General features: G+C 35.8%; 13 protein-coding genes. 2 read left to right on the top strand and 11 right to left on the bottom strand.

Going from position 1 to position 14,942, the window contains the following annotated elements; genetic code table 11:
- The first annotated feature begins 64 nt into the window (after positions 1-64).
- Positions 65-628 carry a GNAT family N-acetyltransferase gene (locus AC1RPW_RS04965; protein WP_481761624.1) on the top strand — a complete coding sequence of 188 codons (564 nt, stop codon included), beginning with the start codon at positions 65-67 and terminating at the stop codon, positions 626-628.
- Between the two features lie 52 nt (positions 629-680).
- Here AC1RPW_RS04965 and AC1RPW_RS04960 read toward each other — a convergent pair whose 3' ends face one another.
- Positions 681-1,757, bottom strand: a complete 1,077-nt coding sequence (locus AC1RPW_RS04960) for a 3D domain-containing protein (RefSeq protein ID WP_481761440.1) — start codon at positions 1,755-1,757, stop codon at positions 681-683.
- Positions 1,758-1,994: 237 nt separating this feature from the next.
- Here AC1RPW_RS04960 and AC1RPW_RS04955 point away from each other — a divergent pair, with 237 nt between their 5' ends.
- A complete protein-coding gene (locus AC1RPW_RS04955; protein ID WP_409022227.1) occupies positions 1,995-3,626 on the top strand; it encodes an ABC-F family ATP-binding cassette domain-containing protein in 1,632 nt (543 codons plus the stop codon).
- Between the two features lie 49 nt (positions 3,627-3,675).
- Here the strand turns inward: AC1RPW_RS04955 and smpB are convergent, their stop codons facing one another.
- The 10 genes from smpB to AC1RPW_RS04905 all read right to left on the bottom strand — a co-directional run bounded on the left by smpB (position 3,676) and on the right by AC1RPW_RS04905 (position 14,784).
- Positions 3,676-4,143 carry an SsrA-binding protein SmpB gene (gene smpB / locus AC1RPW_RS04950; protein WP_481761441.1) on the bottom strand — a complete coding sequence of 156 codons (468 nt, stop codon included), beginning with the start codon at positions 4,141-4,143 and terminating at the stop codon, positions 3,676-3,678.
- 17 nt (positions 4,144-4,160) lie between these two features.
- Positions 4,161-6,512, bottom strand: a complete 2,352-nt coding sequence (gene rnr, locus AC1RPW_RS04945) for a ribonuclease R (protein ID WP_481761442.1) — start codon at positions 6,510-6,512, stop codon at positions 4,161-4,163.
- 118 nt (positions 6,513-6,630) lie between these two features.
- Positions 6,631-6,876 (bottom strand): preprotein translocase subunit SecG, encoded by a 246-nt coding sequence (gene secG / locus AC1RPW_RS04940; RefSeq protein ID WP_409022224.1) that lies wholly within the window; start codon positions 6,874-6,876, stop codon positions 6,631-6,633.
- Positions 6,877-6,963: 87 nt separating this feature from the next.
- A complete protein-coding gene (locus tag AC1RPW_RS04935; RefSeq protein ID WP_481761443.1) occupies positions 6,964-8,511 on the bottom strand; it encodes a ClC family H(+)/Cl(-) exchange transporter in 1,548 nt (515 codons plus the stop codon).
- Between the two features lie 134 nt (positions 8,512-8,645).
- Complete coding sequence (locus tag AC1RPW_RS04930) at positions 8,646-8,966, bottom strand: bacteriocin immunity family protein (RefSeq protein ID WP_481761444.1); 321 nt, start codon at positions 8,964-8,966, stop codon at positions 8,646-8,648.
- 161 nt (positions 8,967-9,127) lie between these two features.
- Entirely contained in the window at positions 9,128-10,456 is a 1,329-nt protein-coding gene (eno, locus tag AC1RPW_RS04925; RefSeq protein WP_481761445.1) for a phosphopyruvate hydratase, read from the bottom strand.
- A gap of 113 nt (positions 10,457-10,569) precedes the next feature.
- The gene (gene tpiA, locus AC1RPW_RS04920) at positions 10,570-11,325 is read right to left on the bottom strand and encodes a triose-phosphate isomerase (protein ID WP_481761446.1); all 756 of its coding nucleotides are present in this window, start codon (positions 11,323-11,325) and stop codon (positions 10,570-10,572) included.
- A 54-nt stretch (positions 11,326-11,379) separates the two neighbouring features.
- Positions 11,380-12,570, bottom strand: a complete 1,191-nt coding sequence (locus AC1RPW_RS04915; protein WP_409022217.1) for a phosphoglycerate kinase — start codon at positions 12,568-12,570, stop codon at positions 11,380-11,382.
- Between the two features lie 105 nt (positions 12,571-12,675).
- The gene (gene gap / locus AC1RPW_RS04910) at positions 12,676-13,695 is read right to left on the bottom strand and encodes a type I glyceraldehyde-3-phosphate dehydrogenase (RefSeq protein WP_409022216.1); all 1,020 of its coding nucleotides are present in this window, start codon (positions 13,693-13,695) and stop codon (positions 12,676-12,678) included.
- Between the two features lie 60 nt (positions 13,696-13,755).
- Complete coding sequence (locus tag AC1RPW_RS04905; RefSeq protein WP_481761447.1) at positions 13,756-14,784, bottom strand: sugar-binding transcriptional regulator; 1,029 nt, start codon at positions 14,782-14,784, stop codon at positions 13,756-13,758.
- Positions 14,785-14,942 lie beyond the last annotated feature (158 nt).

Raw genomic sequence — 14,942 nt, 5'->3', positions numbered from 1 at the left:
TTGTTTTGACAATTATTTAAGTACCCTATACACTAGAGATATTCAGGAAAGGATGGTTTATATGATTATTAGAAGAGCAACAAAAAAAGATGCACACGAGGTCGTTCCTTTAGTGAATATTATTTTAGAAGATATGGAAATTCCTATTCTTCAAGAAATTCCATTACCCGACCTATTCAAAGTGCTAGAGCTTGCATTTGAAACAGAAGACTACCGTTACAGCTACGGTCGTGTTCAAATTGCCGATATTGATGGTAAGGTTGCTGGGATAGCATTTGGTTATCCGGATGAAGATGAAGACCATCTTGATCTTGCTATGAATCAATTTTTCCCACAAATTGGTTTACCTGAAACAACTGAACTCTTTCCAGACTCAGAAGTTTATCCAAATGAATGGTACCTTGATACCCTTGCTGTTTCACCAGATTTCCAAGGACAAGGCATCGGCACAAAACTTCTAGAGTCTCTTCCCGAGATTGCCCGTGCAGCTGGAAAAACAAAGATTGGCTTAAACGTCGACTTTGCAAATCCTAAAGCAGAAAAGTTATACACAAAAATGGGCTTTAAAACTGTTGGTAACATGATTATTAGTGGTCATGACTATCATCATATGCAAAAAGATATTTAAATAAATAAAAAGGTCTGCTAAAAATAAATTTAGCAGACCTTTTTTCATATCTTTATTCTAAAACTTTTACAGTAACTGTCTTTTTACCCCATGTGTAACATCTTGCATTTGAGATAAAATGCACATCAATTCGGTTTCCTTTAATTGCTGAACCTGTATCGCCAGCAATCGCAACACCATAACCAGATACCCAGACAACAGTTCCTAGCGGAATAACTGAAGGATCCACAGCAATTTGTTGTGGATTAGTTAACAAACTTAACCCATATGATCCATGAGTTCCCATCCCTGGTGCATTTGTTGAATAAGCCGTTGCGACCATTTGTAACGTTTTCTTAGTTGATTTGCCAGAAGTATCGTTGCTTGCTTTTTGGTCAGTACTTCCTTTTTTATCTGATGAATCATCACTTTCAGCCTTTTTAGCTGCTTCTTTTTTAGCAGCTGCTGCTGCCTTAGCATCAGCTTTAGCCTTTGCTTCTCTTGCTTTTTTTGATAACTCAGCATCTTTAGCCTTTGTTACTTTGGCTAAATCTTTCTTTGCGTCACCTAAAGTATCTTTTAACGCTGCTAATTGTTTATTCATTTCTTTTGTTTCTTGTTTTGTTTCAGATTGTTTTAATTTCAATGATTTTTGTTCAGATTCCAAATGCGCTTTAGCATCTTCCATGGTTTTGATATTAGACGCAACATCTTTCATCGTTTTGTTATCAGCAGATTGTAAAACAGAAACTGCGTAAACACGGCTAATAAAATCACCAGCATTCTTTGCTTCAAGAATAGCCGTTACCATTTTACTACTTGAATCATTAACTTGTAGACTTCTTAATCTATCTTTAGCATTTTCAATACGTGTATCTAATTGTTTTTGTTCATTACCAATTGATTTATCTTGTGAACCAATTTTCTTTTCTTTATCAGAAATTTCTTGATTTAATTTATCAATTTTTGCATACTCATCATTAATACTCGTTAATGACTTTGAAATTTTTGAATTAGCAGTTGTTACTTTCTCTTGTGCAGCTGATTCTTGTTTTTTTAAATCACTGATAGATGTTGCACTAACAGAAACCGAACCACCTAATAAGCAAAGTATAACTGCCGTAAAACCAATAATATTTCTAATTTTCAAAATAATACTCCTTTTTGTAAATAACTTTATTACCCATTTCTAGAGTATATCGAACCGACAAGTCAGACATGTGTCAGGCATATTACAAAACATCACTCATATTACAACTCTATGACTAACGTACCCTCATTTTCAGAAATAATCATTTTATTTGAGTTCATTTTCAAAACCGTTTCATTTTGAGCCTGAAATATGCTATGATATGTAGATTATACAAACGAATAGTGAGGGTATTAAATGATAACTGTAAGTAATGTAAGTTTAAGTTTTTCAGACCGTAAGTTATACGATGACGTTAATTTAAAATTCACGCCTGGTAATTGTTACGGACTAATCGGTGCTAATGGCGCTGGTAAATCAACATTTTTAAAGATTTTATCTGGTGAAATAACACCAAGTACAGGTAAAATTTCATTAGATCCAAATGAACGTATGACAATGCTACAACAAAATCATTATGGCTTCGAAGAATATACTGTTCTTGAAACAGTCATTATGGGTTACAAAGAACTCTATGCTGTTATGGAAGCAAAAGATGCTATTTATGCAAAAGCTGATTTTTCTGATGAAGATGGTATCAAAGTTGCTGAACTAGAATCTGACTTTGCTGAAATGAATGGTTGGGAAGCTGAATCAGAAGCTTCAACTCTTTTACAAGGCTTAGGCTTCGCTGAAGATATGCAAAATAAAAAGATGAGCGAACTAACAGAAAGTCAAAAAGTTAAGATTTTGCTTGCACAAGCACTTTTTGGTAATCCTGATGTTCTCTTACTTGATGAACCTACTAATGGGTTAGACATCAAATCAATTAACTGGTTAGAAGATTTCTTAATTAACTTCTCAAATACCGTTATTGTTGTTTCTCATGATAGACATTTCTTAAATAATGTCTGCACCCACATGTGTGATGTTGATTTTGGTAAAATCAAATTATTCGTTGGTAATTACGACTTCTGGATGGAATCAAGTGCCTTAGCTTCAAAACTTGCAAATGATTCTAACGATAAAAAAGAAGCTAAAATCAAAGAATTACAAGATTTCGTTGCACGATTCAGTGCTAACGCTTCTAAATCTAAACAAGCAACTTCTCGTAAGAAAATGCTTGAAAAAATCACACTTGATGATATTCAACCTTCATCACGTCGCTACCCATTCATTAACTTTGAAATCGACCGTGAAATTGGTAATGATTTATTATCAGTTAGTGGCGTTTCAAAAACAATTGATGGCGTAAAAGTTTTAGATAATATCTCATTTAGTTTAGGCAAAGATGATAAAACAGCCTTTACAAGTGAAACTGATATTGCTGTTACAACATTAATTAGAATTCTTTCTGGTGAATTAGAACCAGATACAGGTACAGTTCAATGGGGTGTAACAACATCACAAGCTTACCTTGCTAAAGATAATAACGACCAATTCGCTGATGAACATTTAACAATTATCGATTGGTTACGTCAATTTGCTTCTAAAGCAGAAAGTGATAACACTTTCTTGCGTGGATTCTTAGGTCGTATGTTATTTTCTGGTGAAGAAGTCGATAAAGAAGTTGGCGTCTTATCCGGTGGAGAAAAAGTTCGTTGTATGTTATCAAAAATGATGTTAACAAGAAACAACGTTCTTTTACTTGATGATCCTACTAACCATTTAGATTTGGAATCAATTACTTCATTGAATGAAGGTCTTTCAAATTATAAGAGTGCTCTATTATTCGGCTCTCATGATCGTGAGTTCATTCAAACAATCGCTAACCGTATCATCGAAGTAACACCAAACGGTCTTGTTGATCGAGCAGATACTACTTATGATGAATTCTTAGAAAATAAAGATGTTCAAGATCAAATTGCTGGTCTTTACAAACAAGCTTAATAACTAAAAAGGAAGCAACCAATTTCAAAATTGGTTGCTTCCTTTTTTATTAGTAATTTTTAAGTACGCGTTGAATTTGGCGTTCCTGATCTCGACGTTTAATTGTTTCACGTTTATCGTAATCATTCTTCCCTTTTGCAACACCGATTAGTACTTTTGCAAAGCCGTTTTTAATGTACACTTTCAAAGGGACAATTGTAACACCCTTATTTTTAGTTGCTTCATCAAATTGAGCTATTTGTTTTCTATGCAATAATAATTTACGATTTCGAAGTGGATCATGATTGAATTGATTTCCTTGATCATACGTTGAAATATGAACATTCATCAGCCAAGCTTCACCATTTCTAATTTGCGCAAATCCATCTTTTAGATTAATACGACTATTTCGAACGGATTTAATCTCAGTACCTGTTAAAACGACACCAGCCTCAACCGTATCTTCAATGTTATAACTGTGTCTTGCTTTTTTATTCTGGGCTAAGGGTTTATCAAAAGATGACTTTTCTTTTCGCAATCTTAATCCCCCCGATATTATTTTTGACGTGTATTATTTTTTCTTGGTGCTGTGTTTTTATTAGCTGATTTGTAGAATGGTTTCTTTCCATTACTATTTCCAGCAGCTGGTTTACCATTACGGTTATAAGGTTTCTTGTCTCCTGGACGACCATTACCTGGACGTTTGAAGTTTCCACCTTTACCTCGTAAATCAGAAGTTGGTGTGTTTTGTGGATTAACAATTTCAAAATCAATCGCACTTTGCTCAATATCAACTTTAGCAACTTTTACTTCGATTGGTTGACCAATTCTGAAAGTTCTCTTGGTTCTCTTACCTACTAATGCCATATGCATATCTAAATATTCATAATAGTCATCCTTCATATTACTAATATGAACAAGACCTTCAACAGTATTTGGTAATGAAACGAAGACACCAAACTTCATAACTGAGCTAACAACACCTTCAAAGGTTTCACCAACATGATCAGCCATGTATTCAGCTTTTTTCATTGCGTCAGTATCACGTTCGGCATCAATTGCGCGACGTTCCATTTGTGATGTATGTGTTGTAAGTTCAGGTAATTGTTCAGCATATTTTTCTTTTTGAGTGTCCCCAATACCATTTTCTTCGTAGAAACGAATTAAACGATGAACCATCAAATCAGGGTAACGTCTAATTGGTGACGTAAAATGCGTATAATCAGTAGCAGCTAAACCAAAGTGACCTAATGATTCATCAGTATATTTAGCTTGTTGCATACTTCTAAGTAACATAACAGAAACCATTGATTCTTCAGGTTTACCAGCTACTTCTTTTAAAACACCTTGTAACATTTTAGGTGTTACATTCTTACTATCACCTTTAACAACGATACCAAAACTGGTTAAAGTTTCGAAGAAACGCATTACTTTTTCATTCTTAGGTGTTTCATGCACACGGTAAACAAAAGGTACTTTTAATTTATCGTAATGAGCTGCAACAGTTTCATTTGCAGCTAACATAAATGATTCAACTAAACGTTCACTTGTTCCACGAGTTCTAATTTGAATATCAATTGGGTGACCCGCTTCATCAACGATAATCTTAGATTCATTATCATCAAAACTAATTGCACCACGTTTTTTACGCATTTTTTCAAGAATTTTGTGTAATTCGCCCATTGTTTCAAACATTGGGACCAATTCTTCATATTTAGCTTTCGTCTTTGCATCATCTGATTCAAGAATCTTGTTAATGGCTTTGTAAGTCATACGTTCTGTCGTTTTAATCACACTTTGGAAGATTTTGTGGTTAACAACATAACCTTCTGGTGTAATTTCCATTTCACAACTCATAGCAAGGCGTTCAACTTTTGGATTCAATGAACAAATACCATTTGATAATTTGTGAGGCAACATTGGAATAACACGGTCAGTTAAATAAACACTCGTTCCACGTTCGTATGCTTCACGATCAAGTGGTGTGCCTGGTTGGACATAATGCGAAACATCAGCAATATGCACACCTAAATGGTAGTTCCCGTTATCAAGTTTCCAGGCAGTAACAGCATCATCTAAATCCTTAGAATCAATACTATCAATTGTTACCAATGTTTGGTCCGTTAAATCAACACGGCCAATTTTTTCTTCTGGTAGCACAACTTCTGGAGTTGCTTCAGCTTGAGCCATAACATCTTCAGGAAATTCACTAGGAATATCATGTTGATAAACAACTTGTAAAATATCCATACCTGGATCGTCTTTGTTACCCACAACTTCTTTAACCAATGTTTCAATAACTAATGGTTTTTCACTTGTTGGGTAAGCAGTAATATCAGCTGTAATAACTTCTCCGGCAACTGGATGTAAACCAACCCCTGTTACCAATAAGTTATAACGTTGTAATTTCTTGTTTTTAACAACTAAATGGCCAATTATTCCTGAATTTTCAAGGTCAGATGGTTCAACTTCAAATTCACCAACAATTGATGTTACATTATGTTCAACAATTTTATTAACTTTACCTTCAGGACCACGGTCATCCCCAGGTTTAGCAGCACTTGTAATCTCAATCTCAACACTATCACCATTTAAGGCAGACATTGTTTGTGTTGGATTAACGAAAACATCAGGTTGTTCTGGATCAATCGTAACGAATCCAAATCCACGATCATTTGCATGAAAAATACCCACTAATTGTGGTGTTTGAAGTGCAATTTGAAATTTGCCTTCTGATGTAATTTTCACTTCACGTTTACGTTCCATTTCAGCAAGTGTTTTAACAAGTTCTTTGAACGCATCCTGGCCTTCTAATTTAAGGGCAGCTGTTAATTCTTCAACACTGAAAGATTCATTTTCTTTAATTTTTAGTTCTTTTAATATAAGTTCTTGCATCTTTTTATCCATGTATACCTCGTTTTCATATTCGTATTTGCGTTACATTTATTTATTATTAATTTTATTTTATTTCTAAATAAAAGCCTCCTGCTGCAACAATTGTTTGCACAGGAGGCTTTCTTTATTATTATTTTGAGGCCAAATAGACAAGTCCTAGAGCTAGACAGAAAAATAAAACGCCCAAGACAAAGGTTACTTTTTGCATAAATGCTTCGAATCCACGTGGTTTTTGTTTGCTAAATAAATCGTCAGCACCACCACCGCCACCAGATAAAGCACCTGAAGCGTTATTTGTTTTTGCAGGTTGCATCATAACAGCGATAATCATTAAGACTGAAACGATGATAATTAAAATTGTTAGTATGTTAGTCAAATCATTTACCTCCTTAACCCAATTACGTAATCTATATCTATACTAATTTAGCACAGTTTGCATTAATTTTCCACCGTTATTATTTTATTAAAGTGATTCAAATCCGGATAATGTATCCATTTCTGTCTTAAGTTTAGGTCGATTTTGGTGCTCAGTCAAAAGAACTAATGTATCTCCTGCTTTTAAAACCGTCACACCATGTGGAATTAATTGCTTTTCACCACGTCTAACCGTGATTAATAAGCTATTTTCAGGCCAAACTACTTCTGAAACTTTTTTATTTTCTAAATTTGATCCAGCAAAAATAGGCGTCTCAAGTCGGTCCTTTTTACCGCCCAAATCAATTTCATTTTGACCAATTAATTTTTTAAGTAAAGAATCGTAGATAGGTGCGCCGCCTAAAATATCAATAACTAAAAATGAAACTAATGAAATAATGGCTAGTGGCATTAAGTGATGTAAACTACCCACCATTTCCGTAACTAATAAAATAGCTGTAAAAGGTGCTTTACCAATTCCAGCAAAGTACCCGGCCATTCCAAAAATAATAAAATCAGTTATATATTTAGCTGGTAACAACCCTAACATTATCATAACAGTTGCATACCCAGCGCCAATAATAGCGCCTAATGTTAGAATAGGCAGAAAAATACCACCTGGTAATCCAGAACCATAGGATATCATTGAAAAGATAAATCTTAAAAGAAAGAGTCCCAATAAAACGGTCAATGATTTACTTTGAACTAGACTTAAAATAATCTCATTACCGCCACCTAAAGTTTGTGGTAAGTATAATCCAATCGGAATAACTAAAATAAAAGGGACAATTGAGCGATAAAAAATCGGAATTTTATGTAGAATATTATATAAATCAGTCGATTTAAGTAATACGTTTTGATACAGATAGCCTAGGAGGCCCAAAATAAGCCCTAAAGCAATCAAATGCCAGTATTGTAACAATGATAAGGTCTGAATATCCATCATTTGTAGCGCCGGTTTTAGACCGAAAAAATGCAATGAAATATAATTGGCTGAAATTGAACTAGCTAATGCTGTTGTCCAAATCAACGGTGAAAAATTATGATACACTTCCTCTAATATAAAAAGCGTACTCGCAATTGGTGCATTAAAAGCTGCGGATAGACCTGCAGCGCCACCACCTGCAATCAGAATGCGGCGTTCCGATTCAGTATGTTTAGTCATCTCTGCGAATCCTTGTCCGACTGCTGCACCTAGTTGAATAGATGGGCCTTCACGGCCGAGGAATAGCCCTGATCCAATGCCTAAAACACCACCGATAAATTTTCGCCATAAAACTGACCACCAACGCATTTCAAGATTACCAGCAAGCTGGCCCTCTACTTGCGGAATACCGGATCCCATAATATTTGGCTCTTGCTTCATTAGTGTTCCAATACCTAGTACCATAGCTAGACTCAAAAGAATCATTGGAAACAGTAACCACATATTCTGATTAATTGCCTGGTAAAAATAGATAAAGACTTTAAGCACATAAATAATAGCTAACCTAAATAGACTTACAACGATACCTGTAACGAGCCCAATTAATAGCCCTCTTAAAATAAATATGAGATTAGTTAAATTCAATCGCTCTTTGATACCTTGTTTTGTCATAAAACCATACACACCTCTTCATTCTATTAGTATATGCTAAAATCCAATTATTTGCTGAACTCATTAGTAACAAAAAAAGAATTATTCAACTATTGAATAACTCTTCTTAAAAACTAGCATAATCTAATGATCACTTAAGGATGATAAATCATACTCATAGCTATAAGTCCCCAGCCTAAATTTTTTTTAAATAAACCGGTTGTCGAAATTTCCATATAAAATCGACCAACGTCAGCACTTAACTTTATTTTATTTTTTAAATTACTTACAGCCAATAAGCGCAACGACTCCGCTAAATCAGCGACTGCCTTCTCGAAGTACTGCCCACGCTCAACTTTATTTTTAAAATCAACTAATAAGAGACGTTCCTCATTTGTCGTTTCTTCGTTTAAAATAAGATCATAAACTTTTGATGTTAGATCATCTTGTATTGTAATACGCTCTGATTTTTTCATACACGCTCACATTCCTAACTATAATTTCCAACATCTAAATTATACAACAATAAGTTTTACCTTTCAATATAGTGCGTCCTATTATAATACAAAAAAGGTCCCACCTAAAATCAAATTAGGTAGGACCTTCTTTCAATCAGAAACGCTTAATTCATAAAGAATTATTTGTTAACGATTGTATCGCGAGCATCTGAACTCAAGTTGTAGAATGAGTGGATACCTTTGTATTCTGATGTTTCTTCTAAGTTATCTTCAATTCTCATTAATTGGTTGTACTTAGCGATACGATCAACACGGCTCAATGAACCAGTCTTGATTTGGCCAGCATTAGTTGCAACAACTAAGTCAGCGATAGTTGTATCTTCAGTTTCACCTGAACGATGAGAAACGATAGCTGTATAACCAGCTTCTTTAGCCATTTCGATAGCTTCCATTGTTTCTGTAAGTGTACCGATTTGGTTAACTTTGATAAGGATTGAGTTTGAAACGCCCATTTCGATACCTTTTTTAAGGTAGTCAGTGTTTGTAACAAATAAATCATCCCCAACTAATTGAACTTTGTTGCCCAATTTAGCTGTCATCATCTTCCAGCCTTCCCAATCGTTTTCATCCAAGCCATCTTCAATTGAGATAACTGGGTATTTGTCAACGATTGCTTCAAGGAATTCAACCATTTCTTCAGAAGTATAATCTTGGCCATTTTCGCCTTCATATTGTAATCTATATTTGCCAGTTTCAGCATTGTAGAATTCTGATGAAGCAGCATCAAATGCGATAGCAATATCTTTACCAGGTTTGTAACCGGCACGTTCGATTGCTTCGATTAAGATTTCAAATGGTTCTTCATTGTTCTTAAGATCAGGAGCGAAACCACCTTCATCACCAACAGCAGTAGAGTAGCCTTTTTCAGCTAAAATCTTTTGTAAGTTATGGAATGTTTCTGAACCCATACGTACAGCTTCTTTGATAGAAGGTGCGCCAACAGGCATGATCATGAATTCTTGGAAATCAACACTGTTGTTAGCATGTGATCCACCATTGATAACGTTCATCATAGGAGTTGGAAGGACATGTGCGTTAAATCCGCCTAAGTAACTGTATAAAGGAACTTCTAATTCATCAGCAGCAGCACGAGCAGCAGCAATTGAAACACCTAAAATAGCGTTAGCGCCCAATTTACCTTTGTTTGGTGTACCATCTAATGCGATCATAGCTTTATCAATACCAACTTGATCAGTAACATCATATCCAACAATTTCTTTAACGATAATGTTGTTTACGTTGTCAACAGCTTTAGTAACGCCTAAGCCCATGTAACGAGATTTGTCGCCATCACGTAATTCAACGGCTTCATGTTCACCAGTTGAAGCACCTGAAGGAACAATTCCGCGGCCCATTGCGCCGTCTTCTGTGTAAACTTCAACTTCAACAGTTGGGTTACCGCGTGAATCTAGAACTTCGCGTGCATAAATATCTGTAATCATTGACATAAATTTGTACTCTCCTTTAAAAACGTTTTTTGGCGGGGATACAATAACACCCTTACCATTATTTTAATAGTTTATTGATTCATTTTCAATCTTTTTAACAGCTAAAATACGAATTATGCTTTGAAGTTAACAAGGTCTAAGTATGAAGCAGTTTCCATACTTGCGCCACCAACTAAACCACCATCAATATCGTCTTTACCCATTAATTCTACGACGTTACCAGGTTTAACTGAACCACCGTATTGGATACGAACTTTATCAGCAACTGTTTGGTCATACAAATCAGCAACTGTTTTACGAATTACTGCACAGATTTCTTGTGCTTGGTCAGAAGTAGCTGTTTCACCAGTACCGATAGCCCAGATTGGTTCGTATGCAATAACTGCAAGATTAACTTGTTCAACAGATAAGCCTCTTAATGCAGCAGAAACTTGTCCAGCAACCCATGATTCTGCTTCGCCGGCTTGACGTTGTTCTAACGTTTCACCACAGCAGATAATAGGAACCATACCATTATTGAAAACAGCATGTGCTTTTTTGTTAATATCGTCATCATTTTCGCCGAAGTATTCGCGACGTTCTGAATGACCAATAACAACATAGTCAACACCCATTTCAGAAAGAACTTTTGGTGAAGTTTCACCAGTAAAAGCACCTTCATCTTCAAAGTATGCATTTTCAGCAGCAACTTTTAAGTCAGTACCTTTAGCAGCATCAAGTAATGTTTGTAAATCTACTGCAGGAGCAGCAATAACAGATTCAACATCGTCAAACTTTGGTAATTTACCTTTAAGACCTGCTACGAATTCAGCAGTTTCTTTAGGGCCTTTGTTCATTTTCCAGTTACCAGCAATAATTGGTTTACGCAAAATAATAACTTCCTTTCGTTAATAGACGGTTTCTTACGACAATTTAATTAAAAATTATTTTGTTGTAATAGCAGCAATACCTGGTAAAGTTTTACCTTCAAGGTATTCAAGTGAAGCGCCACCACCAGTAGAAATATGAGTTAATTGATCAGCAACACCTAATTGTTGAACAGCAGCAGTTGAATCACCACCACCAACGATTGTTGTAGCTTCTGATAAAGTACCCAAGAATTTACCGATTTCAAGTGTTCCGTTAGCATAGTTGCTCATTTCGAATACACCCATTGGTCCGTTCCATACAACTGTTTTAGCATCTTTTAAAACATCTTTAAATTCTGCAACAGATTTAGGTCCGATATCCAATGCCATGTAACCGTCAGGAATGTCACCATCAACAGTTTTGTGTTCAACATCGTTATCAAATTTTTCAGCAACGATTGAATCAACTGGTAATACTAATTTGTCGCCAGCTTCTTCAATGATTTGTTTAGCTAAATCAATTTTGTCTGTTTCAACTAATGATGAACCAATCTTCATACCTTTAGCAGCGTAGAAAGTATAAGTCATACCACCACCAACGATAACTTTGTCAGCTTTTTTAAGTAAATGAGAAATAACACCAATCTTATCTGAAACTTTTGCGCCACCTAAGATAGCAACAAATGGACGTTTTGGTTCGTCAACAGCTTCACCTAAGAATTTGATTTCTTTTTCCATTAAGAATCCAGCAGCAGCTTGTTCCATGTTGCTTGAGATTCCAACGTTAGAAGCATGTGCACGATGAGCTGTACCGAAAGCATCATTGACAAACAAGTCGCCAAGTGAAGCCCAGTATTTACCTAATTCAGGATCGTTTTTGCTTTCTTTTTTACCATCTAAATCTTCAAAACGTGTGTTTTCCATTACTAAAACATCGCCGTCTTTCATTGCTGCAATTGCGTCTTCTAATTGAGGACCACGTGTAGCAGGAACAAAAGTAACAGGTTTGTTTAATAAGTTAGATAAACGTTCTGCAACTGGACGTAATGATAATTCTTTTTTGTCTTCTTCAGTCTTAATACGACCAAGATGAGAAAGAAGAATGGCTTTACCACCATTTTCAGTTACATATTTGATAGTTGGTAATGCAGCAACGATACGGTTATCATTACCAATCACACCGTTTTTAATAGGAACATTAAAATCGACACGAATTAAAACTTTTTTGTCATTTACATCTAAATCTGAAACGATTAATTTAGCCATTATAATAGCCTCCTGTGTAATTTTGATTAAATAAAAAGGCAGAGGGAGTATTGCGTCCCTCCGCCTAAGCATAGTTATATGCGGTTTTAAAAAAGTTTAACTAGATTATGCTTCTAAGCTAGCAAATTTTTCTAATGTACGAATCATTTGTGCTGTAAAGCCAGATTCGTTATCGTACCAAGCAACAGTTTTAACCAATTGGTTAGCGCCAGTACCAGTTACTTCAGTTTGTGTTGGGTCAAAGATTGAACCAAAACTTGTACCAATGATATCTGATGAAACGATTTCGTCAGCATTGTAACCAAATGATTCGTTGTTTTCAGTTCTTGCTTTAATAGCAGCATTTACTTCATCAACTGTAAGATCTTTTGATTTCAAGATTGTAACCAATTCTGTCAATGAACCAGTAATAACTGGGACACGTTGTGCATGGCCATTCAATTTACCAACAAGATCAGGGATTACCATACCGATAGCTTTAGCAGCACCAGTAGAATGAGGAATTGTGTTACCTGCAGCAGCGCGTGCAGCACGTAAGTTTCCACCACGGTCAGGACCATCTTGTAATTTTTGTGTAGCTGTGTAAGCATGAACTGTTGTCATTGTACCAACTTCGATACCGAAAGCATCGTTAACAGCGCCAGCAAGTGGTGCTAAACAGTTAGTAGTACATGAACCAGCAGAAGCAATCTTAGTATCTGAAGTTAAAATGTCATCATTTACACCGTAAACGATTGTAGGCATTTTACCAGCAGGAGCTGAGATTAATACACGTTTTGCGCCAGCTTTAATATGAGCTGAAGCTTTTTCTTCTGATGCGTAAAAACCAGTTGATTCTAATACGATATCAACATTATTGTTTTTAACCCAAGGAATATTTGATGCATCTGCTTCTGCATATACAGGAATTTCCTTACCATTAACAACAATACCATTATCTGTTGCGCTAACTTCTGCGTCGAAGTTACCATGGGCTGTATCATATTTTAATAAATGAGCCAACATTGATGGAGAAGTTAAATCGTTGATTGCTACAACTTCGATGTTATCTGAAACTTCAGCAATACGACGGAAAGCTAAACGACCAATACGGCCAAAACCGTTAATACCAACTTTTACTGACATACTTAAATTTCCTCCTTTAGGAAATGAAGATTTATTTATTTTAAAAAGCGTGTTTGCACACTACTTTTTTAAAATCGAGTTTGCGGCACCCTCATCCGTGATTAACCACGTCTGTTTAGGTGCAAGTTTCATGTATGCCACAATTGCTTCGGCCTTAGAATGGCCACCTGCAACTGCGAAAATACATTTTATGTGCGTGAGATCCTCTATTTGTAAACCGATACGAGGAATCCTATAAACGACCTTGCCTTGAGCATCAAAGAAATATCCGAATGCCTCACCTACAGCTTTGTCCTCTTTCAACATGTCTATTATACCACTAGACATGTCACGACGCTTAGCCATATGCATTGCTTCTCCAATACTGTGAATTACAGCATTGCTTTCCTTGATTAAGTTCAAAACTTCTTGAATGCTCGGTTCTTCAAGAAGAGGCTCGTACGTTTTCTCACTTAGTTGTTCAGGTACATACAAGGCTCTATGTTTGCCGCCTGTGTGTAATGCCATCTTACCACTAATCGAGTTGGCTTGTATATCTACTGATTCACCAACACCACCTCTGGCTGGTAAAAAAGTTAAATCGCGCTTAATTGAAAGACGTGTTGTCAACTGATCAGCTACTTGAGCCATCGTTGTGCCACCCATTACCGCAATTAAATTTTTACCTTCTGGCAATAAGAGTGCTAACTTAGCAGCTAGACTCTTACCCATTGACTCTAAAACTTTAGGTTGTTCATCGGAATCGCCTGATACAATCAAACAATGTTCAATGCCTAAAATTCGACTCAACTCTTGTTCATCCTGTCGAACACCAACTAAATTATCCATCACTTTTTCAAGGCCATGTAGTACTGATATACCTCTATCCGTTAGCGTCATTCCTGACTTACCAACGACGATAAGTTCTTGCTTACGCAGAAAATCTGTTTCGGTTCTCATAACGCGTTCGCTTAGATTTAAAGTTGCTGCCAACATTCTGCGACCAACAGGCATCATCCATTCAATCTGTCTTAAAACAAAATATCTTTGTTTTAAAACTTTAATCATGTCTGGTGCAATTGCTTCGATCCACTCTAATTCATGATGCATACTGCACCTGCTCTCTTATGGGGCATTATTTGTCCCACAGTGTCGCATTATGACCCATTAATTCTAAAAAAACAAAGCACGATAACATTCTGCATTAATCAAAGTGTCTTCATACCTTTATTACAAGACAAATTATATCAGGTTGTTTCATACTTTGC

The organism is Dellaglioa sp. CoH-55-MRSF-8 (genome assembly GCF_056782195.1).
This window is presented reverse-complemented; position numbering and strand designations above follow the sequence as displayed.

Excerpts from the sequence above, each read along its gene's own strand:
- AC1RPW_RS04955 (WP_409022227.1), top strand. The coding sequence starts at position 1,995 with ATGATAACTGTAAGTAATGTAAGTTTAAGTTTTTCAGACCGTAAGTTA.
- rnr (WP_481761442.1), bottom strand. The coding sequence starts at position 6,512 with ATGGATAAAAAGATGCAAGAACTTATATTAAAAGAACTAAAAATTAAA.
- AC1RPW_RS04935 (WP_481761443.1), bottom strand. The coding sequence starts at position 8,511 with ATGACAAAACAAGGTATCAAAGAGCGATTGAATTTAACTAATCTCATA.
- AC1RPW_RS04930 (WP_481761444.1), bottom strand. The coding sequence starts at position 8,966 with ATGAAAAAATCAGAGCGTATTACAATACAAGATGATCTAACATCAAAA.
- eno (WP_481761445.1), bottom strand. The coding sequence starts at position 10,456 with ATGTCAATGATTACAGATATTTATGCACGCGAAGTTCTAGATTCACGC.
- AC1RPW_RS04915 (WP_409022217.1), bottom strand. The coding sequence starts at position 12,570 with ATGGCTAAATTAATCGTTTCAGATTTAGATGTAAATGACAAAAAAGTT.
- gap (WP_409022216.1), bottom strand. The coding sequence starts at position 13,695 with ATGTCAGTAAAAGTTGGTATTAACGGTTTTGGCCGTATTGGTCGTTTA.
- AC1RPW_RS04905 (WP_481761447.1), bottom strand. The coding sequence starts at position 14,784 with ATGCATCATGAATTAGAGTGGATCGAAGCAATTGCACCAGACATGATT.